The 22,902-nt window shown below is 64.1% G+C and carries 19 protein-coding genes; 15 read left to right on the forward strand and 4 right to left on the reverse strand.

Annotated features, from left to right (window positions below; all coding sequences use genetic code 11):
• The first annotated feature begins 2 nt into the window (after positions 1–2).
• The 8 genes from CN933_RS11685 to CN933_RS11720 all read left to right on the forward strand — a co-directional run bounded on the left by CN933_RS11685 (position 3) and on the right by CN933_RS11720 (position 7,515).
• The gene (locus CN933_RS11685) at positions 3–848 is read left to right on the forward strand and encodes an ABC transporter permease (protein WP_102761597.1); all 846 of its coding nucleotides are present in this window, start codon (positions 3–5) and stop codon (positions 846–848) included.
• A 96-nt stretch (positions 849–944) separates the two neighbouring features.
• Positions 945–1,937 carry an ABC transporter substrate-binding protein gene (locus CN933_RS11690; RefSeq protein ID WP_102761598.1) on the forward strand — a complete coding sequence of 331 codons (993 nt, stop codon included), beginning with the start codon at positions 945–947 and terminating at the stop codon, positions 1,935–1,937.
• Positions 1,938–1,947: 10 nt separating this feature from the next.
• Positions 1,948–2,718: an ABC transporter ATP-binding protein gene (locus CN933_RS11695; RefSeq protein WP_102761599.1), complete on the forward strand. Its 771-nt coding sequence runs from the start codon at positions 1,948–1,950 to the stop codon at positions 2,716–2,718.
• A gap of 177 nt (positions 2,719–2,895) precedes the next feature.
• On the forward strand, positions 2,896–4,068 hold the full coding sequence (locus CN933_RS11700) for an ABC transporter substrate-binding protein (protein WP_018096150.1): 1,173 nt from the start codon (positions 2,896–2,898) through the stop codon (positions 4,066–4,068).
• Positions 4,069–4,194: 126 nt separating this feature from the next.
• The gene (locus CN933_RS11705) at positions 4,195–5,058 is read left to right on the forward strand and encodes a branched-chain amino acid ABC transporter permease (protein ID WP_102761600.1); all 864 of its coding nucleotides are present in this window, start codon (positions 4,195–4,197) and stop codon (positions 5,056–5,058) included.
• Between the two features lie 6 nt (positions 5,059–5,064).
• A complete protein-coding gene (locus CN933_RS11710) occupies positions 5,065–6,066 on the forward strand; it encodes a branched-chain amino acid ABC transporter permease (protein WP_102761761.1) in 1,002 nt (333 codons plus the stop codon).
• Positions 6,063–6,827 carry an ABC transporter ATP-binding protein gene (locus tag CN933_RS11715; protein WP_102761760.1) on the forward strand — a complete coding sequence of 255 codons (765 nt, stop codon included), beginning with the start codon at positions 6,063–6,065 and terminating at the stop codon, positions 6,825–6,827. Before CN933_RS11710 ends, CN933_RS11715 begins: the two co-directional genes overlap by 4 nt.
• The gene (locus CN933_RS11720) at positions 6,808–7,515 is read left to right on the forward strand and encodes an ABC transporter ATP-binding protein (protein WP_018096155.1); all 708 of its coding nucleotides are present in this window, start codon (positions 6,808–6,810) and stop codon (positions 7,513–7,515) included. Before CN933_RS11715 ends, CN933_RS11720 begins: the two co-directional genes overlap by 20 nt.
• 42 nt (positions 7,516–7,557) lie before the next feature.
• Here the strand turns inward: CN933_RS11720 and CN933_RS11725 are convergent, their stop codons facing one another.
• The 3 genes from CN933_RS11725 to CN933_RS11735 all read right to left on the reverse strand — a co-directional run bounded on the left by CN933_RS11725 (position 7,558) and on the right by CN933_RS11735 (position 14,213).
• Positions 7,558–8,157 carry a hypothetical protein gene (locus CN933_RS11725; protein ID WP_234841193.1) on the reverse strand — a complete coding sequence of 200 codons (600 nt, stop codon included), beginning with the start codon at positions 8,155–8,157 and terminating at the stop codon, positions 7,558–7,560.
• 489 nt (positions 8,158–8,646) lie between these two features.
• On the reverse strand, positions 8,647–10,596 hold the full coding sequence (locus tag CN933_RS11730; RefSeq protein ID WP_102761602.1) for a CHASE2 domain-containing protein: 1,950 nt from the start codon (positions 10,594–10,596) through the stop codon (positions 8,647–8,649).
• The gene (locus CN933_RS11735; protein WP_102761603.1) at positions 10,596–14,213 is read right to left on the reverse strand and encodes a FecR domain-containing protein; all 3,618 of its coding nucleotides are present in this window, start codon (positions 14,211–14,213) and stop codon (positions 10,596–10,598) included. Before CN933_RS11735 ends, CN933_RS11730 begins: the two co-directional genes overlap by 1 nt.
• A 128-nt stretch (positions 14,214–14,341) precedes the next feature.
• On the opposite strand from CN933_RS11735, the gene CN933_RS11740 reads away from it, so the two are divergent.
• Positions 14,342–14,887 carry a Pycsar system effector family protein gene (locus tag CN933_RS11740; protein ID WP_018096159.1) on the forward strand — a complete coding sequence of 182 codons (546 nt, stop codon included), beginning with the start codon at positions 14,342–14,344 and terminating at the stop codon, positions 14,885–14,887.
• 68 nt (positions 14,888–14,955) lie between these two features.
• Here CN933_RS11740 and CN933_RS11745 read toward each other — a convergent pair whose 3' ends face one another.
• Entirely contained in the window at positions 14,956–15,642 is a 687-nt protein-coding gene (locus CN933_RS11745) for a GntR family transcriptional regulator (RefSeq protein WP_018096160.1), read from the reverse strand.
• A gap of 193 nt (positions 15,643–15,835) precedes the next feature.
• On the opposite strand from CN933_RS11745, the gene CN933_RS11750 reads away from it, so the two are divergent.
• The 6 genes from CN933_RS11750 to CN933_RS11775 all read left to right on the forward strand — a co-directional run bounded on the left by CN933_RS11750 (position 15,836) and on the right by CN933_RS11775 (position 22,858).
• Complete coding sequence (locus tag CN933_RS11750; RefSeq protein ID WP_102761604.1) at positions 15,836–16,882, forward strand: 4-hydroxythreonine-4-phosphate dehydrogenase PdxA; 1,047 nt, start codon at positions 15,836–15,838, stop codon at positions 16,880–16,882.
• 75 nt (positions 16,883–16,957) lie between these two features.
• A complete protein-coding gene (locus CN933_RS11755; protein ID WP_018096162.1) occupies positions 16,958–17,944 on the forward strand; it encodes a tripartite tricarboxylate transporter substrate binding protein in 987 nt (328 codons plus the stop codon).
• 105 nt (positions 17,945–18,049) lie between these two features.
• Positions 18,050–18,550: a tripartite tricarboxylate transporter TctB family protein gene (locus tag CN933_RS11760; protein WP_026168722.1), complete on the forward strand. Its 501-nt coding sequence runs from the start codon at positions 18,050–18,052 to the stop codon at positions 18,548–18,550.
• A gap of 34 nt (positions 18,551–18,584) precedes the next feature.
• Complete coding sequence (locus CN933_RS11765; protein WP_018096164.1) at positions 18,585–20,123, forward strand: tripartite tricarboxylate transporter permease; 1,539 nt, start codon at positions 18,585–18,587, stop codon at positions 20,121–20,123.
• Positions 20,124–20,181: 58 nt separating this feature from the next.
• On the forward strand, positions 20,182–21,123 hold the full coding sequence (locus CN933_RS11770; RefSeq protein ID WP_018096165.1) for a sugar phosphate isomerase/epimerase family protein: 942 nt from the start codon (positions 20,182–20,184) through the stop codon (positions 21,121–21,123).
• A 16-nt stretch (positions 21,124–21,139) separates the two neighbouring features.
• A complete protein-coding gene (locus CN933_RS11775; protein ID WP_102761605.1) occupies positions 21,140–22,858 on the forward strand; it encodes a dihydroxyacetone kinase family protein in 1,719 nt (572 codons plus the stop codon).
• Positions 22,859–22,902 lie beyond the last annotated feature (44 nt).

The following is a 22,902-nucleotide window of genomic DNA, read 5'->3' on the forward strand; positions in this document are numbered from 1 at the left end:
AAATGAGCTTGCAGGAACTCGACAGGTCGATCATCCACGAAGGCGGCAGCGTCAGCGCAAAAGCGGACGAGTATCTCCGCCGGTCAGCCGCCGCCGCCGGCAGCTGGCTGTCGCGCTACGGACTGCTCATCGCCTTTCTTGCGCTCTGGCAGGCGGCCAGCACCGCCGGCTGGATCAATCCGGCCGTGTTTCCGTCCGTCGGCGCCATCCTTTCCGCCCTGTGGACGGGAATTTCCGGCGGAGCCTTGCTCGACGACATCGCGATCAGTCTTCAGCGCTCCGGCACCGCCTTCGTCGGCGCGGTGGTCCTGGCCATACCGCTCGGTCTCTTGATGGGGCAGGTGCGTCCGATCGAGAACGCGCTCGATCCCGTCCTCCAGCTTTTCCGCCAGACGTCCGCGCTCGCTCTCTATCCGGTTTTCATTCTGCTTCTCGGACTCGGCGAGGCGTCGAAAGTCTTCGTCATCTTCTGGGCGACGCTCTTCCCGTTGCTTCTGAATACCATCAACGGGGTCAAGGAAGTGGATTCGAAACTGATCGAGATGGCGCGCGTCTATGGCGCGTCGCGTCTCACTGTGTTCCGTCGCGTGGTTCTTCCGGGCGCTGTTCCTTCGATCTTCGTCGGCCTGCGCCTGAGTGCGACGACTGCCCTGCTGCTGCTCATCGCATCCGAGATGATCGGGGCCAATAAGGGCATCGGGTTCCAGGTCATGAACGCCCAGTACAATTTCCAGATTCCCCTGATGTTCGCGGCGATCTTCATTCTCGCCGGGCTGGGGCTCGTCTCCAATTACGCGCTGGTCTTTGCGCAGCGCCGCCTCTGCCGCTGGAGCGACGCCTCGAACTAGAGCAATTCCAGAAAAAATGCGCAGCGGCCTTCCGCCCGGAACTGCGGCAAAACGGCCTCGACATTCGAAACGTCCAGATCATGGAAAAGGTGACATATGACGATTTCCATTCGTGCCCTCGCATTCGGCAGCCTGTTGTCGATCGGGCTTTCCAGCCTTGCAGCAGCAGAAGCTCCGGAACCGGTGACGCTGCGGTTCCTCGCAAGCCAGGGCAGCCTGTCGCCGCACGAACTCGCCTATGAGCTCGGCTATTTCGACAGCCTCGGCATCAGGCTCGAGAATGTCGGTTATGCGGGAGGCGGGCCCGCATCCCTGTTCGCGCTTGCCTCCGGCAGCGTCGACATCGGCTCGGCGGCGACCGCAGCCGTCATCAACTCGATCGCCGGCGGAAACGATTTCGTCGCGGCCTTTCCGACCAACGGCATCAACGAGCAGGTCAAGAGCATATTCTACGTGCTCGAAGACAGCCCGATCAGGTCCATCGGGGATATCGCAGGTAAGACGATTGCGGTGAATACGCTCGGGGCGCATCTCGACTATGCGGTACGCGAGGCGCTGCACACCAAGGGTTTGCCCGAAAACGCAGCAAACCTCGTCGTCGTACCCGGGCCGCAGCTCGAGCAGACGCTCCGGTCGAACCAGGTCGACATCGCCGCCGTGGGATACTGGCAGGCGACCGTCAACGGCCAGATATTGGATCACGGCGGGGTGCGCGCGGTCTTCGACGACACGGATGTGCTCGGCGAAATTGCCGGCGGTTTTGCGGTTCTCAGGCGGGATTTCGTGGAAAAGAATCCGGAGGCCGCCAAAAACTTCGTTGAACAATCCGCGCGCGCCGCCGACTGGTCACGCGAGCATCCGGAAGAAGCGCGCGCCGTGCTCGCCCGTATTCTGACCGAGCGCGGCGAAAACGGCGATCTCGCGAGGCATTGGACGGGGTTCGGTCTGCGAAAGGGCGCGCAAGCGACCGAGCGCGATCTGGATTTCTGGATCGGCGTTCTCGAGCGCGAGGGCAGCCTGCCGCAGGGCAAATACAGGGCTTCCGATCTTCTGTTCCGGCCGGACGCGACGTCCGCCGCGGCGAATTGAGGGGGTGAAAATGGCTGAAGTCAGAAGCCTGCGCAAAGGGGAGGTGGCGTTGCGCGATCTCTCGAAATCCTTCCGGATCAACGGGCGGCGGCTCAGCGTCCTCAGGAACCTCGATCTGGACATCCGGTCCGGGGAGTGCCTTGCGATCGTCGGGGCGAGCGGATCTGGCAAGACGACATTGCTGCGGGTTCTCGCGGGTCTCGAGACGGCCGATGCGGGCCGGGTATTGATCGACGGCCGGCCGGTTGCCGGTGTCGGCAAGGAGCGCGCGGTCATATTCCAGGAGCCGCGGCTGCTTCCCTGGCTGACGGTTCTCGGCAATGTGGCCTTCGGCCTGAAGGTGCGAGGCGAGGATTCCGGACGCGCCGAGGAGCTTGCACGTCACTACATTTCGCTTGTCGGCCTTGCCGATTTCCAGGATGCCTATCCGAAGCAACTTTCCGGTGGAATGGCGCAGCGGGTCGGGCTTGCGCGAGCGCTGACGGTAAAGCCCGAGATCCTGCTGCTGGACGAGCCGCTGGGCGCCCTCGATGCGATGACGAAACTGACGATGCAGCAGGAGCTCGAGCGCATCTGGCGGGAGGAGAACGTGACGATGGTTCTGGTCACGCATGATCTCGAGGAGGCCGTCTATCTGGCGGATCGTGTCCTGATACTGCCGAAGCAACAGGACGGAGCGCCGAGAGCGATCGACATCGACCTGCCCCGGCCGCGCGATCGCAGCGGCGCACGCTTCGTGCGCTACAGGCAGGAACTGCTTCGGGAATTCGGGCTGCACTGACGCACGCGCGCTTCCTCCATAACCCCCGGACAAAACAATAACCGGGGGATTATGGATTTCCGCCCATATTTCATTTTTGCATCACCGTTTGACATGGCAGACTGCCCGCTGTCGATTGCGATTGATGTAAAAGGAAGCGATGCCGGCCGGGAGTAGCGGCGTCGCGGGGGAGGAAATATGACAAGGCTCATTCTGGCCGCGCTCGCGGCTCTGGCAACGAGCGTCGCGGCGCAGGCGGATACGATCAAGGTCGGCGTCGTCGGACCGTTTTCCGGTCCCTTTGCGCTGCAGGGCAAGAACTTCAAGGCAGGCATCGACGCCTATATGGCGGTGAACGGCGCCAAGGTCGGCGACGACGATATCGAAATCCTATACCGCGACGTGCCGCAGGCCGACCCGGCCCAGTCCAAGGCGCTGGCGCAGGAGCTGGTCGTAAAGGAAGGCGTGCAATATCTCGCCGGCTTCTATTTCACGCCCGACGCGATGGCCGTCACGCCGCTGCTAGAGCAGGCGAACGTGCCGCTGGTGATCATGAATGCCGCCACGTCGGCGATCGTCACCAAGAGCCCGCTCGTGGTGCGCACCTCCTTCACGCTCTGGCAGACATCCACGCCGATCGCCAAGGTGGCGAAGGATGCCGGCGTCTCGAAGATCATCTCCGTGGTCAGCGATTACGGCCCGGGTGTCGATGCGGAGAACGCATTCAAGGCCGGCTTCGAGGCGGTGGGCGGCGAGATCGTGGAGGCGATCCGCATGCCGCTGTCGACCAACGATTTCTCGCCGATCATGCAGCGCATCAAGGATTCCGGTGCCGAAGGCGTCTTCGCCTTCCTGCCGTCCGGCCCGACGACGCTCGGCTTCGTCAAGGCGTTCAACGAAAACGGCCTCAAGGATGGCGGCATCAAGTTCTTCGCGCCGGGCGACCTCACCCAGGAGTCCGACCTGCCGGCGCTGGGCGACGCCGCGCTCGGCCTGCAGACGACCTTTCACTATGCCGTTTCGCATGACTCGCCGGAAAACAAGGCCTTCGTCGAGGCGGCCGCCAAGGCGATCGGCAATCCGGCCGAGCTCTCCTTCCCCGCGGTCGGGGCCTATGACGGCTTGCATGTCATCTACAAGATGATAGAGGCGACGGGGGGCGAGCAGGATGCCCAGAAGGCGGTCGATGCCGTGAAGGGGCTCTCCTGGACAAGCCCCCGCGGGCCGGTGTCGATCGATCCCGAATCGCGCCATATCACTCAGAACATCTATCTGCGCGAGGTCGCCAAGGCCGATGACGGAACCTATTACAATAAGGAAATCCAGACCTTCGAGAAACAGGGCGATCCGGGTCTTGCCGCGGTGAAATGATCGGCGGCCATCATCTCGACCGGTTCATCGGAGCCGCCATATGCGATGGTTGCATTGCTGGTTCGGCGGAAGCCTTCCGGAATGAGGATCGAGGGTGAAGCCTTGCCACACCGTTAGGATGCGCTCATGCAAACCATCTCCAGCATAGCCGTCGATGCGCTCGCCTATGGCATGGTGCTGTTCGTGATCTCGATCGGCCTTTCGGTCACGCTCGGCCTCATGCGCGTCGTCAATCTTGCCCACGGCGCCTTTGCGATGATCGGCGGCTATATCGCATCCTATGCGGCGCGTGATCTCGGGCTCGGCTACGGAGTCGCGGTGCTGATCGCGGTCTTCGGCACGATCGTCATCGCCATCCCGATCGAGCGCCTGCTCTACCGCCGCATCTACGGCCAGCCGGAGCTGACTCAGGTGCTGATGACGATCGGTATCACCTTCTGCATCATCGGCATTGCCAACTACGTCTTCGGCCCGACTCTCAAGACGATCCCGCTGCCGCCGAGCCTCGAGGGCTCCGCCGATCTCGGCTTCCGCTCGATCGCCGTGCACCGGATCTTCGCGATCGTCTGCGGCCTCACCGTTGCCGGAGCCCTCTGGTTTGCCATCGAGAAAACCGCCTTCGGGGTCAAGCTCCGCGCCGCCGTCGACAATGCGGCGATGGCGGCGGCACTCGGAGTGCGCACGGACGTCGTCTATGCCGTGAGTTTCGCCGTGGCCGTGGGGCTTGCCGCGTTCGGCGGCGTCGTCGGCGCGGAACTGCTGCCGGTCGAGCCCTATTATGCGCTCAGATACATGGTCACCTTCCTGGTGGTCGTTTCCGTCGGCGGAGCAGGGTCGATCCCGGGTGCACTTGCCGCCTGCCTCCTGCTCGGCGGCATCGATACGACGGGGCGCTATCTGATGCCGGAATTCGGAGAGTTCTTCTTCTATCTCGCCGTCATCGCCATCGTCTGCGTGTTTCCGCGCGGCCTTGCCGGGAGGATGAAGTAGGTGACCATGGCAACGATGAACGAAGCAGCCACGGCACTTTCTGCGGGCAGGCGGGGGTTCGGCCACGATCTTGCCGGCCTCGCCCTGATCCTCGTGCTGGCCGCCATCGGCTACCTGCTCTTTCCGAACAATCTCGCGCTGCTCACCCGCATCATAGCGATCGCGCTGCTGGTCCTCTCGCTCGATCTCGTCACCGGCTATTGCGGCGTCGCGACCCTCGGCCATGCCGCGCTGTTCGGCAGCGGTGCCTATGCCGCCGGGATCGCGGCCGTGCATTTCGGCATTACCGATCCGCTCCTCATGGTCGCCGCCGGTATTCTCGGCGGTGCGGTGGCGGGGCTCGCCTGCGGGGTAGTGATCCTTCGGGCGCACGGTCTGCCGCAGCTCGTGCTCTCGATAGCGCTCATCCATCTGTTCCATGAATTCGCCAACAAGGCCTCGTCCTGGACGGGGGGAAGCGACGGACTGGCCGGCATCGCGCCCGATCCGCTCATCGGCCTTTTCGCCTTCGACCTCTGGGGCCGCACGGCCTATGTCTTCGGCGTCGTGCTGCTCGCAATCGTCTTCGTGCTCCTGCGCCTCGTCGTGCGCTCGCCCTTCGGCATGCTCTGCCGCGGCATCAAGGAGGACCCGATCCGCATTCGGGCGATGGGCGCGTCGCCTACGATCGCCATCCTCAAGATGTATGTGATTTCCGGCGCGGTCGCCGGCGTCGGCGGGGCGCTCAACGCCGTCTCGACGCAGGTCGTCGGTCTCGACAGCCTCTCCTTCACGCTCTCGGCCGAAAGCCTGGTGATGCTCGTGCTCGGCGGTACCGGCTCGCTCTTCGGGGCGCTTACCGGCACGATCGTCTTCATGTTCTTCGAAGATCTCGTCTCGGCGGCCAACCCGTTCCATTGGCTGACCATGGTCGGGGCCCTGTTGATCGCGGTCGTGCTCTTTGCGCCGAAAGGGCTTTACGGCACGGTCGCAGAAATCCTCGCGCGGCGATGGGGGGCGGGCCGATGAGCGCCATATTCGAAGCCAGAAATCTCAAGCGCTCCTTCGGCGGTCTCGCCGTCACCAACGATGTCAGCCTTTCCATGGCACCGGGCGACCGCGTCGCCCTGATCGGCCCGAACGGTGCCGGCAAGACGACCTTCGTCAATCTCGTCACCGGTAATCTGAAGCCGGATGCCGGAGAGGTGCGGATCGGCGGCGAAACCGTCACCCATATCGACGCGATCGGCCGCGTGCACCGCGGCCTCGTGCGTTCGTTCCAGGTGACGCGCCTTTTCCAGGACATGACGCCCGCCGAGCACGTGGCGCTCGCGATCCTGCAGCGCGACGGCCGGGCGGGCCGCATGTTCGGCAATTTCCTGGCGATGCCCGGGGTGATGGCAGAGGCCGGTAGCCTGCTTGGCAAGCTTGGCCTTCGCGATCTGGCGCACCGGCCGGTGCGCCAGATCGCCTACGGCCAGCAGCGGCTGCTGGAGATCGCGGTGGCGCTGGCGCTCAAACCTAAGGTGCTGCTGCTCGACGAGCCGGCAGCCGGCGTGCCGCAGAGCGACACGGGCCGCATCGAGCAGGCGCTCGCCGAACTTCCCGATGACCTTGCCGTCCTGATGATCGAGCACGACATGGATCTCGTCTTCCGCTTCGCCAAGCGCGTGATCGTGCTTGCTGCCGGCATGGTCATCTTCGACGGCTCTCCAGCCGACGTCACCAAAGATCCGCGTGTGCGCGAAGCCTATCTCGGGAGCTATGCCGATGCCGGCAGCGCCGCTTGAGGTCGACAATCTCTCCGCCGGCTATGGGCCGACGCGGGTGCTGGAGGGGATTTCCTTTTCGGTGCCTGCTGGCGCGCGGCTTGCGGTTCTCGGCCGCAACGGCATGGGCAAGACGACGCTGCTCGCTACGCTCGCCGGGCAGACGCGCCGTTACGGCGGACGCATCCGTATCGGCGAGGCCGACGTCACCACGCTGCCGAGCGCATCACGCGCGCTGAAAGGCCTCGGCTTCGTGCCGCAGGCGCGCTGCGTCTTCCCGTCCCTGACGGTTGAGGAAAATCTCTTCGTCGGTCTCAAGGGCCGGCCGAAGACGGCGCTGAGCGAGGCCTATGAGATGTTCCCGCGCCTCTACGAGCGACGCCGAAACCTCGGCTTGCAGCTTTCCGGCGGCGAGCAGCAGATGTTGTCAACCGCCCGCTCGATCCTCGGCCGCCCCTCGGTCCTGCTGCTCGACGAGCCGCTCGAAGGACTGGCGCCGGTCATCTGCGAGGAACTGATGAAGGCTTTCGCCGAGCTCGCGAAAACCGGCGACATGACCATCCTGCTGGTGGAGCAGCGCATCCAGAGCGCCCTTGATTTCGCCGACCGGGTGATCATCCTGGAGCGCGGCAGGCTCGCCTGGAGCGGAACGCCGGAGGCGCTGGCGAAGGAGCAGGCCACGGTCGAGCGGCTGCTGGGGGTCTCTTGATCTCGACCGCTCCGGCGCTCGTCTCGAGTTGCCCGTGAGCACCTACACGGGGAGATGGCCCGCAAGGGCCTGATCGAATATGGAAACGCCGGCAGCGTCTTTGATGATTACCGGGGTGGCAGGGTAGGCGGCAAGCGCATGGGTCGTGATCCACGCGGACGCGACCGGAGACATCCATGCGGTGAGGTTCAGGATGTCTTGGTGCAATGTCGGAATCGGTTGAGCGAGAATGGGCTCATAGTGGGCGATCCGATTACGCAGCCGGCGAAGGTCACGCAGCTTCTGCGCGATGATCGCGCGCTTGAGGCCGGCGGTCTGAAAGATCGGGCGAAGCGTTCCCCAGAGGTGGTTCGAGGAGCGACCGAACACCGAACTCCAGAACCCGAAATTCAGTTCCGCGATCATCTGGCTGTGGGTGGCGGCTTTGCCGTCGCGGAGAAGCGTCTGCTCGGCCTTCGCCACGCAATCCTGCTGGTACTTATCAGTCAATACGGCGGGGTTATGGAGCCACGCTGCGCCATGCATAGCGGTCAAGGCACCGTCCACCTTGTTCCGCAAGGCGACCTCCATCATATGAAGAGAGGCGTAGAAGTCGGCGGATAGTCGAACGTTATAGCTATACAGGCGCTCGCCCAAGACCATGTCACCCTGAGCCCACCCCAAGTAGGTGGAGAAGCGATCCGCAGAGAGAATGTCGGCAAGGGGCAGGTGGAGGGATTGCGGTCTGGTTGCTGAAGGACAGCTGCTAAACTAGGTGTGGGTCTTGTAACGAGACGGTCTCCGTGCCATATAGAGCACGTATCCCCCGGCTGGTCACTGCTCCGCACACCGCCGGGGCAAGTTTTTTCTGGGGTAGACAGCAGCGTCCCCAAGTAGAAGTAGAGAACCTTCTACTCACCACAAGGCTCGCTTCCCGCTCGATGAATGCCTCCCCGCGGACGTGCATGGCGTGAGCATCGCCGCGCTCTTCACCACCGAAAAGCCGTTGAGGTGAGACGCCTTTCTGCGGGCGCTGAGCCGCATCAGTAAAGCCCCTTCTTTTTCGGTTGATCCTTTCTGACCTGGAGGGTTTTCGCGGCCGGCTTCGGCGGCTTGCATTGAGCGCCAAGCCCGTGATTTGCCCCTTATCTGCTATTTCAGCAGCCGTTCCCGCTCGCGCTCGTAATAGCGCGCGAGCGGCGGCAGCGCCGCCTTGAGTTCACCGAACAAACCGTCATCGGCAGCGATCTCGCCGCTGTATTTCCCGGCGAGGTAGGCGCGGTGGCGTGCGAGCGCCGGTTCCGAAGCCCCGTCGACCAGGGTGAAGACGGGGGAGACCGTGCTGCGTCCCTTGACGGTGATGCGGTCGAGCTCGGCAACCGCAAATTTCCGGGCGGCGAGTGTTGCAGTAGTTTCGCCGAGGAGCAGCGGCACACCGTAGTCCTTGGAGGCACCTTCGAGGCGGGAGGCGAGATTGACCGCATCGCCCAGCGCCGAATAATCGAAGCGGCGGGCCGAGCCCATATTGCCGACGACGCATTCGCCCGTGTTGATGCCGATGCCGATCCTCAGCGCCTTCGGCGGACGCCCCGCCGCTTTCGCCTCGGCTTCCAGCTCTGCGTTGAGACCACCGAGGGCGGCAAGCATGTCGCGCGCCGCCTGAACGGCATGGACGGCATGGTCCGGATCGTCGAGGGGAGCGTTCCAGAAGGCCATCAGGCAGTCGCCGATATATTTGTCGATCGTGCCGCGTCGGTTGAGCACCGCCTCCGAAAGAGGGGTCAGGAGCCGGTTGACGAGCGTCGTCAGTCCCTCGGGATCGTCCTTCATGTCCTCCGATATGGTGGTGAAGCCGCGAACGTCGCAGAAGAGGACCGTGAGCGTCCGCCTTTCGCCGCCGAGCTTCAGCTGGGATGGGTCGCTTGCCAGCCGCTCGACGAGGGCCGGCGAGAGATACTGCGCGAAGGCACGGGTGATTTCCCGCCGCCGCCGCCGTTCGTCCGCGTAGTCGAGTCCCGCCTGCCCCACCGCCACGGCGAGAAAGGCGAGTGCCGGGGCGAGGGGCGAGACGAACGCATGGCCGAGGCGCATCAGGCCGTAGCTCGCAAGAAAGATCAGAGTAAGGGCGAGGGCGCCGTAACCGAGCGTCTTCCAGCTGGTCGACCTGAGGACGGCAAGGGCTGCGGCCAGGCTGGCGAGGATGATCGCCGCGATGGCAATGCCCGCGCCTGCCTGCCTGACGAACAGCCGGTGCACGAGATTGTCGTAAATGGTCGCCTGGATTTCGGCACCGGCGACGCGGCCGCGTGAGAAGACCGTGTCGGAGGTGGGGAAGGCATCGACGCCACCACCCGCGATGGTGGGCGCGTTCTGCAGGCTCAGGCCCACGATGACGACCCTGTCGCGGAAGGTGCCCGCCGGCAGGAAATTCTCGGGATCGAGCGCCTGATAATAGGAAACGGTCGGATAGGTCCGGGCCGGGCCGAAGGTCTGCATCAGCGCCTTTCTCGGCGGCACCGCCGGCTCGGCGCCGGCGACGGTCGCGAGCGTTGCGGCGAAACCGTCCGGATAGGCGGGGATCTGCCGGAGCGCTCCGTCGCCGCTGAGGCCGACCGAGGCGATGCCGACCTTCGCGCCCCGTGCCAGAAAGGCGGGTAGCGGCTCGATGCGCACGAATTGCTCGGCCTGCGGCGTGCGGATCAGCGTCTCGTCGCCGGCAAGCACCACATCCGGCCCGAGAACTTCGGCAAGCGCCTGATCGTTCTCCGGCGCGGCGGCCGGTTCGGCGAAGATCACGTCGAGGCCGATCGCCCGGGCGCCGGCGGCCCTCAGGGCTTCGATCAGGCGGGCGTGCAGCGCGCGCGGCCAGGGCCATTGACTGCCGATCTCCGCCATCGAGGGTTCGTCGATGGCCACGATGACCGGGCCGTCTTCCGGTAGCGATGGCCGGCCGAAGATCGAGAGATAGTCATAGGCGCGCAGGTCCACCAGCGACCACGTACCGGTCAGCGAGACAGCCGAGACGAGGGCGGCCACGACGGTCGTCAGGGCGGCAAGCTTTACCCGCCGGGAGGAAAGGCGAAGCTCGCGAAAGTCGTTCATCAGAACCGCACTTTGACGGTGCCCTTGACCGTGGGACCCCAGCCGGGCAGCCCGTCGCGCACCTCGAACTCCTCGTCCAGAAGATTGAAGCCGGCGAGCTCGACTTCGAACCGCTTGTCGAAGGGCTCCCATTGGAGAGCGGCGTCGAGCGTCCAGAAATCGTCGTGGGTTATCGGACCTACGGCCCGCTCGCCTATATAGTTGGCGGCGACGGTCGTTTTGACATTGGCTGTGCTGACAAAGGTGAGTGCCACCTGGCCTGAATATTCAGGCAGAAAGGGTAGATCGCCGCCGGCGCCGGTCGAGAGGTCCTCGCTTTCGATCCGGGCCACCGTCGCCGACAGGCCGAATCCATGTCCGAGCGCCATGTTGGCGGTTACTGCCACGCGGTCGAGGCGGCCCTTGTCGAAGTGGAAATCCGTCAGTGGGAGGAAGGGGCTGGTAACTGGGGTGGCAATCGAACCGTCGCGGATTTCCTGGTGCTGGTAGTCGACAGCGGTGAAGAGCCAGTCGCTCCATTCGGCATCCCAGCGCAAGGCCAGCGTGTCGGCATAGCCTTCCGTGCCGATAAGGAACTGGTTGGGCTGCAGCCCGACGATGCCGACCGGCGCAAGCGTAGCAGAGCCGAAATTATACCCTTCGCGCTGAATGGCGGCGCGCAACCAATGGCCCTCCGATGGTGCCCAGGCGACCCCGAGCTTCGGTTCGAGCCGGATGTCGTCGTCGTTAACGTCCTCTATGTAACGGGCAAACAGCGCGCCTTCTATCTTGAGGTCGGGGGTAATTTCGTACAGGCCGTCGATATACGCCTTAGCCACGGCGTGCGTGTCAGAATCATATTCATAGTCGTCCACAACTTCTGAGGGGGGCGGTAGGACCAAACTGAAATGGGTACGGGTGTCTGCTCGAATCTTCCCGCCCTCGACGCCATAGCGCCACGTCAGGTCGCCATCTCCATACAGATGGTTAAGGGCCGCGATGTAAGTCCGCTCTCTTGCGTCCAGATCGAGATTGGTTTCAGTGCCCGCCCCATCCAGAATGCTCAGGCTGTCCCCAGAGCGAAGTTCTTTGAAGAAGAGTGCGGCGTTTCCGACGTTGCGGTATCCGAATGTATGGCTCCATGCGAGCCCGGAAATGAGGCCGGAAGACTCGTCCCCTATCTCAAGGTCAGGCGGAACGGGCAGAAATTGCTGGGTCTCCTCGATATCGGAATAGTTCGCGAAGGCTACAATGCGGTCATCGGGCGTCGGACTGGCCGTAACGTAGCCGTTGCCTCCGATTATCCGCAGGTCACGTTCCAGGCGCGCGCCTCCGGATTCAACCGTATCCCGCGGCTCCTCCCACTGGAACGTACCGTAGACGCTGATGGGGAACGGCGAGACCGTAAATCCGCGAACCGCAGCTTCCCCGACCCATCCGGTATGGTCCTCATTGGCGATGAACCCGCCGCCGAGCTCCGTCTCGAAAAAGGGCGAACGCAGCAGGTTGACCGTTCGCTCGCGGCTGGCCAGCATATGCGGCTCGATCAGAAGCCCCTGGATGAGAGCGGAAAAGCTTGTGGTATTGACCGTGTTCGTGACGGCGTTGGCGGTGAAATCGTAAGCGTTGAAGAAGGGGTTGACGCTGCCGCGCACCGCCTGGTCGACATAGCTGGCGCCGGTGAAGGGATCGAAGACGGCGTCGCCGTAATATTGACCCCAGGCATCCAACCCCTGCAGGCGAAAGGCGTCGTTGAGCGTCGAACCTTGCTCCTGGTTGGCGCCGAGTGCCGCCGTGTCGCCGCCCTTGGCGCGGGTGCGGCGCAGGGCTTCCTGAGCATTGCGAATGGCCGCGTCGGCATCATAGGCATCGATCGCGATCGCGGTTCTGACCGTCGCCACGACGGGATCGTTCGGGTCGAGCCGGTCGGCATTGTCGAGCGCCTGAGCTGCCGGAACGCGGTCGCCCTTCTCGTAATGCGCGGCTGCGAGCAGCAGCTGTGCGTTCGAATAGGCCGGGTTGGCCGTCGAGCCGGCGAGCAGGTCTTCCACCGCCTTGTCGGCCTCGCCGTTCTGCATGTGGTAGCGGCCGCGCGCCACGAGCGCCACGTCGAAGGAGGGATCGACGGAAAGCGCGGCGTCGATCTCGCGCTTCGCCTCGGCCATCCGCATCTCGTCCATGTATTGTATCGCAAGGTTTGCGTGCGAGACGGGATCGAGCGGATCGAGCGCGATCGCCTGCTTGAAGGCGGCCTCGGCGGCACGATTGTCGCCGCGCGCGCCCTGGACCAGCCCGAGGGCGTTCCAGATCGACGAGGAGCCTGGGGCAGTCTCGAGCGCCCTGTTCAGGTCGGCAAGGGCGGCATCAAGATCGTTCTCGATGTAAGAGCGGTAATGTGCGCGCGCCTCGAGCGCCGTCGGGTCTTCAGGGTCGATCGCAAGCGCCCGCTCGACGCCGTCGCGAAGCTCGTCGCGATCGTCCAGCAGCAGGGCGAGCTGCGCGCGTGCCGCAGGCAGGGTCGGGTCGTCGGGATATTGCTGCTCGGCCCTCTTGATCACTGCGATCGCCGCCGGAATGTCTTCGCGGAAGCCGGCGGTCCAGGCCCTGACCATGCCCGCATAGCGGCCGCTGGCATTGCGCGGCGGCTCCTCGACGCGTTCGGGGTTCGCGAGCCCGCGCGAGAAATAGCCGCCATAGGCCGCGATCGTGCGGCGGCTCGGGTCGAGGCCGCGTTCGGCCCTGTCGAACAAGCGCGCCGCCTCTTCATACCGGTTGGACGAGCCGGCGATCAATGCGCGCACGAGATCGGCACGCGCTGCCTGGGACCGGCTCAGTCCCCGTCCCGCCGCTTCCGCAAGCGCGGCCTGAGCCTTGTGGCGGCCATCGAGCGAAAGATAAATTTCCGCAAGCGTCAGCCACTCCTCGGTCGTGCGCAAGCCTGCGGGTTTCGCTTCGACGCGCGCGCGCTCCCGACGCATTTCGGGAACACTGAAGGGCGTGGCCGGCATCCAGACGAAGGCGTTGCGGAGCGACAGATGAAAGAGCATCTGCTCGCGGTCCTTCGGCGTGACGATCACGATCTTCGTCGGTGCGCTGCCGATCGCCGCAACGGCGCCTTCGCCCTGCTTCACAGTCACGCTGCCATAGGCATTGCTGAGTTCGACGACGCCTTCGAGAACGACGAGCGAGGTCTTGCCGTCGGGGCCGACCGTCAGCGTCCAATCGGTACCGCGAATGGCGGCAGCCGCGGCCGGCGTGTCGATGACCAGGCCCTCGCCGCCGCGCTCGGCCCGAGCCCAGATCGTCCCCGATTCCAACCCGAATTTCGTGTCGCCCGCGCCGATTTCCTTGACGCGAAGCGCGGTATTGCGCCCCAGTCTTATCTGCGTGTGATCTCTGAAGAGGACCGCGAGCGCGCCGGTGGCATTGGTGCGCAGCACATCGCCGGGAATGAGATCCTGGGCGAGGTCGACGACCCGCCAGCTGGAAACGTCGACGAAACGCACCTCCTCGCCGGACTTGCGGGCGATAACGGAGCCGGCGGCCGGCGAGGGGCGCGGTACCGGCTCGGCTTGCGCAGACAAGGGCGCAAAAAACGTCGCCGCGGCAAGCAATGCTCCCGTTCTTCTTCCCCGCATTCTCTGTCACCCCTCGTTATACTGAATCCAGTGAATTTAGAGGGGAGAAATGTCAAGAGCCCAGTTTTGGGCGGATGTTTTTACTCGTCGAGTGTAATAAAGAGGAGACGAATAAAGGGGAGTGGCGAATGGAAGCCGGGGGTAATCTGTACAAACTCGATCTGCCAAGTGAAGGAGCCGGGTCGGAAGTGGCACTCGGCGCCTATTACGATCACATCAGGAAGGTCAACGACGTCTTCGCCGATCAGATAAAGACGTCGGACCAGAAGGCGGCCTATATCTTCACCTTCATGTTCGCCTTTCTCGTCACTTCGCAAGAAGGGCGGAGCGTCTTTTCCTGGCAGCGTTACGCCGAGGGCGGCGGCGTGGCGCTGGCCCTGTCGGCAATGCTTGCGCTTGCTTCGGTCTTCTCCATCGTGTCGGCTATACTCGTGGTTCTGCCGAGGAAGAGCACCACCTCCACGACGCTGTTCTGGGGCGCCTGGTCCCGCCATCGCGACAGCTTCATCCGAGCGGCGGAGACCGGCGATCAGGCCTATCTCTTCCGCCAATATGCCGAGAATGCGGACGCGCTTGCGGCGATCGCCTGCGGCAAATACCGCTGTGTCAGCTTCGCTTTCCGTGGCCTGCTGGTAACGGTGCTTGCCTATATCTGCCTGCTGGCGGTGAAGTGATCGGCGCCGAGCGGTGATGCCCCCTGGCCGGCAGGCCAGAGGGCGTATTTCGCTTTTGCGTCGACGCTCTAGACCGCGTCGCGCACCCGTTCCCAGGCCTTCGTCAGATGGAGCCCCAGCACTTTCGATAGCCTGGCCTTGTCGCGCGCTTCGAGCGCGGTGATCATTTCCTGATGTTCGGCGACCGCGGCGGCCCATTTCTCCGGGCCTTCATGGCCGATGAAGCGGATGCGCTTCAGCCGCGTCTGCAGCATGGCATGCATGTCGGCGAGAGCCGCATTGCCCGAAAGCCGGGCGATGGCGGTGTGGATGTCCTGGTTGAGCTTGTAATATTGCATCCGGTCGCCCGCCTCGTAGCGGCGCACCATTTCGTCGTGGAGCGCCCGCACTTCGGCGATCTCTGCATCCGTCGCGGCCTCGCAGGCAAGCCTGCCAGCGAGCTCCTCCAGGGTCTGCAGCACGGTGAGCATGTCCTGAACATCCTTGGCGCTGAAGCGCTTGACAACGGCGCCGCGGCTCGGGACGAGCTCCACCAGGCCTTCGCTCGCAAGATACTTGATCGCCTCGCGCAGCGGCGTGCGCGATACGCCGAGCTGCTCGCCCAGTTGCCCCTCGTGCAGACGGGTTCCGGGCGGAAGGTCGCCCTCGATGATCATGTCGCGCAAATGGCTGACCAGCGTGTCGTGCAGTGCGGTGCGCCGGATGGGTCCCGGGCCGCCTATGGGCCGCTGATCCAGTGATTTGAGTTCGTTCATTTTTCTCGTCTGAACTTCGGGCCGCCGCGCGGCCCTTCTTGAGTGTGCGCGATTGAATCGGCGCCGTTCATTCAAGCATGGAGACTGCCCCGGATGTCGTCAACAGAAAATGCTGCATACAGAATACAAAAGACTTGATGCAGAATTTTGAATGACGTATGAGACATCGAAGCTGAAGCGGAGGACATCTCGAATGACGACATCAGGAGCGGACGGAACGAAGGAGCGGCGCCCTGTGATTGCGCTGGCTATGGGCGACCCCGCGGGAATCAGCCCGGAACTGACGGCGCAGCTTCTGGCCCTTTCCGACATTCGCGACGCGGCGCACATCATCGCCATCGGCGATCGCCGCATCCTCGACGAGGGCGCCCGGGTGGCCGGCGTCACGCTGAATCTGGAAGCCGCTTCGCTCGATGCGCTCGACGACGCCGGCACCATCCGCCACGTCTTCGTGGATCTCGCCCATCTCGATCCGGCCGATGTGGTTCGCGGCGAGGCGACGCTTGCCGGCGGCACCTTCGCCACGCGCAATTTCCGCACCGCCCTCGAACTCGCCCATGCGGGCAAGGCCGATGCCGTCTGCTTCACGCCCTTCAACAAGAAGGCGATGCGCTTTGCCTATCCCGGCTATGACGACGAGATCCGCTTCGTTGCCGATGTGCTTTCCTTCACCGGAAAAGTTCGTGAATTCAATGTTCTCGAGAAGGTGTGGAACGCGCGGGTGACGTCGCATATCCCGCTCAAGGACGTGGCCTCCCATCTGTCGGTGGAGGCGATCCTTGCCGAACTCAAACTGACGCAGGCCTGCCTCAAGGATGCCGGCTACGATGAGGCGAAGATCGCGGTTGCGGGACTCAATCCGCATGCCGGCGACGGCGGCAGCTTCGGCATGGAAGAGATCGACATCATCGAGCCGGCGGTCGCAAAGGCCAAGGCGCTCGGCTTCAACGTCGAGGGGCCGTTCCCGGCCGATACGGTCTTCCTCCGGGCGCTGAAGGAAGGCTTCAACGCGGTGATGACCATGTATCATGACCAGGGTCAGATCGCCATGAAGATCATCGGCTTCGACAAGGGTGTGACGATGATGGGCGGACTGCCGTTCCCGCTCTGTACGCCCGCCCACGGCACCGCATACGACATCGCCGGCAAGGGGATCGCCGATATAGGCGCAACACGCGAGGCGATCCTGCTTGCGGCCCGCATGGCGAAGAAAAAGAGGGCGCTTTCGGCTGCTGCCTGAATTCGCACGCTTTCGATGAATACCGGCGTGAGGGGAGGTCTCGCGCCGCAATCCAGCTCAAAGGGAGGACCACGCATGAAAAAATCCGTCTCCATCGCAGTAATCGCGGCCGCCGCATTCGGCCTTGCCGCGCCGGCATCGGCCTTCGAGCCGAACCGTCCGGTCGAATTCGTCGTCACCGCCGGCCCCGGCGGCGGCACCGATATCTTCGCGCGCACCATCCAGGCGATCATCGGCAAGTACGAGCTGATGAAGGCACCGGTCGTCGTCACCAACAAGGGCAGCGCCGGCGGCGCGGAAGGCTTCGTCTACACGGCTGGCTACAAGGGTGATCCCTACAAGCTCGCCTTCGGTACCAACAATGCCTATCTGCTGCCGGTCCGCGCCAAGGTGCCCTATACGTCCGAGGACCTGACGCCGGTGGCCTCGCTCGCGTCCGACGAGTTCGTGCTTTGGGTCAATGGCAAGGCGGACTACGCGACGGCTGCCGATTTCGTGGCCAAGGCGAAGGAAGGCGGCCTGAAGATCGGCGGCAGCCAGTCCAAGGATGCCGACCAGATCCTGACTTCGATGATCAACGACGCAACCGGCGCCAAGATCAACTACATCCCCTTCAAGAGCGGCGGCGAGGCGGCCGTTCAGCTTGCCGGCGAGCACCTCGACGCAAATGTCAACAATCCGAGCGAGAACCTCGGTCAATGGCAGGCCGGCATGATCAAGCCACTCTGCGTCTTCAAGAGCGCGAAGTTCACGAGCGACGCCAAGGTCGCCGGCGACAAGGCCTGGAGCGATATCCCGACCTGCAAGGAAGCCGGCATTCCGATCGAGAACTACTCGATGCCGCGCACCGTCTGGCTGCCGGCCGGAGTCGAGCCTGAGGTCGTCCAGTTCTATGCGGATGTCCTGCGCAAGGTCTCCGAGACGCCGGAATGGGCGAAGTATCTCGCCGACAGCTCGCAGTCTCCCGGCTATATGACCGGCGACGAACTCAAAGCCGTCATCGAAAAGGATGGCGCGACGATCGGCGAAGTGCTGAAGCGCGAAGGCTGGCTCGCCAACTAAGGACCGGTCGATGGGCGCCTGGGCCGGGGGGAGAGGATGCGGGCAGAACCGCATCCATCCTCGGCCTCTCAGGACGCCCATTCTCCGCTTGGAAAGGTCACGATCATGAGTGAGAACAGTGCGAATGGGATCAGCCGCTTTGCGGTGGAAGTCGGCGTCGCCGCGCTGACGGGTGCCTTCGGCATCGCTGTCTGCTACGGCTCTCTCGACATCGGTGCGGGCTGGACCGACATGGGGCCGGATGCGGGCTATTTCCCCTTCTATATCGGTCTGCTCATCGTTCTCGGCAGCCTCGCCAATATCGCGCATGCATTCTTCAAGCATCGCGGTACAGGCGAGATCTTCCTCGACGGCGCCCGCGCCAGGGTGGTCGCCTCTTTCCTGCTGCCGATTGCGGCCTTCGCTGCCGTTTCCGCCTGGCTGGGACTCTATGTCGGAACGGCGCTCTACATCGCCGCGACCATGCTCTTCCAGGGGCGTTACAAATGGTGGATCGCGATCCCCGCAGGACTCGGCGTCTCGATCTTCTTTTTCATCGTTTTCGAAATCGGCTTCCAGGTTCCGTTGCTGAAGGGACCGGTCGAAGCCTGGTTCGGAATTTACTGACCCGCAAGGGTGCAGTGCTTGCGGGAGGAATGACATGGAAAATATCGGTCTTCTGATCGATGGCTTCGGCCACATCCTCAGCTGGAACCACATCCTGCTGATGATCGTCGGCGTGACGCTCGGCATCCTCGTCGGCGTGCTGCCGGGCCTCGGTGCGCCGAACGGCGTGTCGCTGCTTCTGCCGCTTACCTTCTCCATGGACCCGATCTCGGCGATCATCCTCTTGTCCTGCATGTATTGGGGCGCGCTTTTCGGCGGCTCGACGACGTCGATCCTCTTCAACATTCCGGGCGAGCCCTCCTCGGTCGCCACGACGTTCGACGGCTATCCCATGGCGAAAGCCGGTCATGCGAGCCGGGCGCTCACGCTTGCCTTCGTTTCGGCCGGCCTCGGCGCCCTTGCCGGCGTCGTCATGATCACGCTGCTTTCGGGCTGGGTGGCGAACTTTGCACTCAAATTCTCCTCGCCCGAATATTTCGCCGTCTATTTCCTCGCCTTTGCGAGCTTCATCTCCATGGGCGCGCAGTCGCCCTTCAAGACGCTCGTCTCGATGATGCTCGGCTTCGCGCTCGCCTCGATCGGCATGGATACGATCTCGGGCAATCTGAGGCTCACCTTCGACATTCCCGAACTGATCAAGGGCGTGAGCTTCCTGATTGCCGTCATGGGACTCTTCGGCATCGGCGAACTGCTGCTGACGACGGAAGAGGGGCTGCGCTTCGAAGGCATCAAGGCGCGGGTGCGTCTCTCCGAGATCGGCAGGACGCTGATCGAGATCCCGCGTTACTGGCTGACGATCGCCCGCTCGACGATCATCGGCATCTGGATGGGGATCACGCCGGCCGGCCCGACCGCCGCCTCCTTCATGAGCTATGGCGTTGCCCGGCGCTCGGCGCGCGACAAATCGATGTTCGGCAAGGGTGATCCGCGTGGCATCGTCGCGCCCGAGACGGCCGACCATTCCGCCGGCACATCGGCCCTGCTGCCGATGCTGGCGCTCGGCGTCCCGGGGTCCGCCACCGCCGCGGTGATGATGGGCGGGTTGATGATCTGGGGCCTGACGCCCGGCCCGATGCTCTTCACCGATCGTCCCGACTTCGTCTGGGGTCTGATCGCCTCCATGTATCTCGGCAATGTCGTCGCCGTCTTCCTCGTGATCGCGACGGTGCCGCTTTACGCCTCGATCCTGCGCGTGCCGTTCTCGATCATCGGACCGATCATCGTCGCGGTCATCTTCTCGGGGGCCTACCAGGTCGCGAACTCCGTCTCGGACATCTTCATGGTGATCGGCTTCGGTCTCCTGGGTTATATCTTCAAGAAGCTGGACTATCCGCTGGCGCCGCTGGTTCTCGCCATGGTGCTCGGCGACAAGGCGGAAGACGCCTTCCGTCAGTCCATGCTGATGTCGGGCGGCAGCCTCAACATCTTCTGGTCGAACGGCCTTGTCTCTGCCCTGATGGCCGTTGCCCTTGCGCTGCTTCTCTCCCCGCTCTTCTTCTGGCTGATCGGCACATTGCGCAGGCGCAAGAACGAGGTTGCCGCTTCGAGCGGCGACGGCAACGCGGCGGCCTGACCGGCCGCCTCGTCCCGTACCCCCAGATCCAATTTCTTCAAATCCCGAGGAGTCCGCCATGGCGCCGCGCAAATGGAACCGTGACAACTGGCCGATTGCGGCCGCGATGATCCAGTATCCCAACCTTTTGCCGGACGGCCGTTCGGTGCAGGACCAGCCGGTCGAGGAGTGGGCGGCGACGCTAGCCGACGTGGTGGATGCCGGCTTCACCGAACTGGATCCGACCGACAGCTGGATACGGCTGGCGGACCTTTCGGCGGAGCGTCTGGATCAGTTCGTGGGCCTGACACGGTCTCTCGGCCTCACGATACCGGCGATCTCGACCTCGCGTCGCAGCCTCATCGACCCGGAACATGGCGAGGAATACCTTGCTTACGGACACCGGGTCGTCGAGGCGGCTGCCGCCGTAGGCGCCGGCTCCGTGTCCTTCGGCTTCTTCGGTCCGCTGACGGAGGCGCAGAAGAAAGTCCTCTGGTTCTGGACGGTTGACGGCGTGAAGAACCCCGACGATGCGGGAACCTGGCAGTTGGCGGTTTCGCGTGTTCGCGAACTCGGCCGCCATGCCGAAGAACTCGGCATCGAAGTCTCGCTGGAGATGTACGAGGATACCTATCTGGGCACGGCCGACAGTTCAGTGCGCTTCGTTCAGGAGGTAGGCCTCGCTAATGTCGGCATCAATGCGGATCTCGGCAATCTCATCCGCCTGCACCGGCCCGTGGAACATTGGCAGGAAATGATGGCGAAGGTTGCGCCTTTTGCCAAATACTGGCACGTCAAGAACTACAACCGCACGGAAGATCCGACATCCGGCGTCATCGTCACCCATCCGGCCCCGCTCGAATTCGGCCTTATCAACTATCGGGCGGCAATTCGCATGGCGCTGGCGAATGGCTTCGACAGTCCCTTCCTCTGCGAGCATTACGGCGGTGACGGCCTTTCCGTCAGCGCCGCCAATCGGGACTATCTGAGGCGCATCCTGCCTCGACAAGAAGGACATTGAAGGGGACATTGAAGCGATGACCACGATCTTTGACGCTCCGGAAGATTTCGCCACGACCGCACTCGCAGGTTTCGCAGCGATCTATCAGCGCAACGTCCGCCTGGTGAAGGGCGGCGTCGTGCGCTCGACCAAGGTGCCGAAGGGCAAGGTCGCCGTTGTGGTCGGCGGCGGCTCGGGACATTACCCGGCCTTTGCGGGCTATGTCGGGCCGGGGCTCGCCGACGCGGCGGTCGCAGGCGATGTCTTTGCCTCGCCCTCGACGGCCGCGGTAGCCCGCGTCTGCCGCCATGCCGACCAGGGCGGCGGTGTATTGCTCGGCTTCGGCAACTATGCGGGCGACGTTCTGAATTTCGGGGTTGCGGCCGAACGGCTTCGCTCCGAAGGCATCGACGTGCGCATCCTGCCGGTGACCGATGACGTGGCGAGTGCGCCCGCGGAGACGTCGGCCAAGCGCCGCGGGATTGCCGGCGACCTCGTCGTCTTCAAGATCGCGGGCGCGGCAGCGGAAGCTGGCAAGTCGCTCGACGAGGTCGAGCGGCTCGCGCGTCACGCCAATGAGCGGACGGTATCCTTCGGCGTCGCTTTCGGCGGCTGCACGCTTCCGGGCGCCACCGGTCCGCTTTTCACCGTGCCGAAGGGCCAGATGGCGCTCGGACTCGGCATTCACGGGGAACCGGGCGTCAGCGAAGAGACGATCGCGACGGCGAGCGATCTCGCGAAGCTTCTAACCGGCAAGCTTCTTGCCGAGCGCCCCGCAGGCTCCAGGAAGGTGGCGGCAGTGCTGAACGGTCTCGGCTCGACCAAGTATGAAGAACTTTTCGTGCTTTGGACGGCGATCGCCAGACAGCTCAGCGATGCGGGCCTCGAAATCGTCGACCCCGAATGCGGCGAATTCGTCACCAGCCTCGACATGCAGGGCTGCTCGCTCACCCTTCTCTGGCTGGACGAAGAGTTGGAGGCGCTCTGGCGCGCGCCCACGGATGCGCCGGTGCTGCGAAAGGGTGTGATCATTGCCGCCGAACCCGCGACCGACGAGATCGTAGACGCCGACGGCCCGCAGTCTTTCGGCCCCGCAGCGGAAGCCTCGAAGGAAAGCGGCAAATGCATAGCCCGGCTGATCGGTAACATTGCCGAGGCGCTGAAGGACGCGGAGGAGGAACTCGGCCGCATCGACGCCTTTGCCGGCGACGGCGATCACGGCCAGGGGATGCGCCGCGGTTCGGCCGCCGCATTCGACGCAGCAAAGGCGGCGGTCGCGGCTGGGGCAGGGGCCGCAAGCGTGCTTGCTGCCGCGGGCGACGCCTGGGCGGACCGCGCCGGCGGCACCTCGGGCGCGATCTGGGGCCTGGCCCTGCGCTCCTGGAGCAACGCCTTCAGTGATGAGGATAAGGTGAGCGACGCGGCGATCGCGAAGGGCTCCCGCCTCGCACTCGACGGGGTCACGCGTCTCGGCCGCGCGCGCGTGGGCGACAAGACGCTGGTCGACGCGCTGGTGCCTTTCGTGGAGACGCTGGAAAGGGAATCCGCCGCCGGCAGGCCGCTTGTGGAAGCCTGGAACGCGGCGGCCAAGGCCGCTCAAGAGGCCGCCGATGCGACCTCCGCGCTGACCCCGAAGCTCGGCCGCGCCCGGCCGCTGGCCGAAAAGAGCATCGGCCACCCGGATGCGGGTGCGGTTTCGCTGGCGCTGGTGGCTCGGGTCGCGGGTGCGTTTTTGAGGGAAGCTGCGGCCGCCTGATACGCTTGCGGCGGCGGATTTACCCCTCTCCCGGGGTTGTACCT

This window comes from Sinorhizobium sp. M4_45, assembly GCF_002885915.1.
GTDB lineage: Bacteria > Pseudomonadota > Alphaproteobacteria > Rhizobiales > Rhizobiaceae > Sinorhizobium > Sinorhizobium meliloti_A.

Excerpts from the sequence above, each read along its gene's own strand:
- CN933_RS11685 (WP_102761597.1), top strand. The coding sequence starts at position 3 with ATGAGCTTGCAGGAACTCGACAGGTCGATCATCCACGAAGGCGGCAGC.
- CN933_RS11690 (WP_102761598.1), top strand. The coding sequence starts at position 945 with ATGACGATTTCCATTCGTGCCCTCGCATTCGGCAGCCTGTTGTCGATC.
- CN933_RS11695 (WP_102761599.1), top strand. The coding sequence starts at position 1,948 with ATGGCTGAAGTCAGAAGCCTGCGCAAAGGGGAGGTGGCGTTGCGCGAT.
- CN933_RS11700 (WP_018096150.1), top strand. The coding sequence starts at position 2,896 with ATGACAAGGCTCATTCTGGCCGCGCTCGCGGCTCTGGCAACGAGCGTC.
- CN933_RS11705 (WP_102761600.1), top strand. The coding sequence starts at position 4,195 with ATGCAAACCATCTCCAGCATAGCCGTCGATGCGCTCGCCTATGGCATG.
- CN933_RS11710 (WP_102761761.1), top strand. The coding sequence starts at position 5,065 with ATGGCAACGATGAACGAAGCAGCCACGGCACTTTCTGCGGGCAGGCGG.
- CN933_RS11715 (WP_102761760.1), top strand. The coding sequence starts at position 6,063 with ATGAGCGCCATATTCGAAGCCAGAAATCTCAAGCGCTCCTTCGGCGGT.
- CN933_RS11720 (WP_018096155.1), top strand. The coding sequence starts at position 6,808 with ATGCCGGCAGCGCCGCTTGAGGTCGACAATCTCTCCGCCGGCTATGGG.
- CN933_RS11725 (WP_234841193.1), bottom strand. The coding sequence starts at position 8,157 with ATGGTCTTGGGCGAGCGCCTGTATAGCTATAACGTTCGACTATCCGCC.
- CN933_RS11730 (WP_102761602.1), bottom strand. The coding sequence starts at position 10,596 with ATGAACGACTTTCGCGAGCTTCGCCTTTCCTCCCGGCGGGTAAAGCTT.
- CN933_RS11735 (WP_102761603.1), bottom strand. The coding sequence starts at position 14,213 with ATGCGGGGAAGAAGAACGGGAGCATTGCTTGCCGCGGCGACGTTTTTT.
- CN933_RS11740 (WP_018096159.1), top strand. The coding sequence starts at position 14,342 with ATGGAAGCCGGGGGTAATCTGTACAAACTCGATCTGCCAAGTGAAGGA.
- CN933_RS11745 (WP_018096160.1), bottom strand. The coding sequence starts at position 15,642 with ATGAACGAACTCAAATCACTGGATCAGCGGCCCATAGGCGGCCCGGGA.
- CN933_RS11750 (WP_102761604.1), top strand. The coding sequence starts at position 15,836 with ATGACGACATCAGGAGCGGACGGAACGAAGGAGCGGCGCCCTGTGATT.
- CN933_RS11755 (WP_018096162.1), top strand. The coding sequence starts at position 16,958 with ATGAAAAAATCCGTCTCCATCGCAGTAATCGCGGCCGCCGCATTCGGC.
- CN933_RS11760 (WP_026168722.1), top strand. The coding sequence starts at position 18,050 with ATGAGTGAGAACAGTGCGAATGGGATCAGCCGCTTTGCGGTGGAAGTC.
- CN933_RS11765 (WP_018096164.1), top strand. The coding sequence starts at position 18,585 with ATGGAAAATATCGGTCTTCTGATCGATGGCTTCGGCCACATCCTCAGC.
- CN933_RS11770 (WP_018096165.1), top strand. The coding sequence starts at position 20,182 with ATGGCGCCGCGCAAATGGAACCGTGACAACTGGCCGATTGCGGCCGCG.
- CN933_RS11775 (WP_102761605.1), top strand. The coding sequence starts at position 21,140 with ATGACCACGATCTTTGACGCTCCGGAAGATTTCGCCACGACCGCACTC.